The organism is Pseudomonas sp. HY13-MNA-CIBAN-0226 (genome assembly GCF_040310305.1).
Classification (GTDB): domain Bacteria; phylum Pseudomonadota; class Gammaproteobacteria; order Pseudomonadales; family Pseudomonadaceae; genus Aquipseudomonas; species Aquipseudomonas gregormendelii.
Window position 1 is genome coordinate 1 of the sequence record NZ_JBEOPS010000246.1, and the last position, 274, is coordinate 274.

Genomic DNA, 274 nt, shown 5'->3' on the forward strand with positions numbered 1-274 from the left:
GTAGGGACGCAGTTGATCGTAGGTGGGGAACGCCGTCACGCCATCGGCGTTGAGCATGAGCCGGATGATTTGCCAGGCATTGCGCTCCAGCGGCGTCAGCCGCGTGTCGAGAAACAGCGCGCGGGGCACGCTTTCATGGCGATTGCCGCTGTAGATGAAGCCGTCGCTGACGGGCGTGTGCTCCCGGTTGGGAGGCAACTGCCGCAGGGTGTCGTCGAGCAGCGTTGAAAGCGCTGCGGGGCCTGCCTGCGCGACCATGGCCCTACACCAGGCC

General features: G+C 66.1%; 1 pseudogene. It reads right to left on the reverse strand.

The annotated features are described in order from the left end of the window. Positions 1-258, reverse strand: a pseudogene (locus tag AAEZ05_RS28610) (STY4528 family pathogenicity island replication protein); the annotation flags it as partial. Between the last annotated feature and the right edge of the window lie 16 nt (positions 259-274).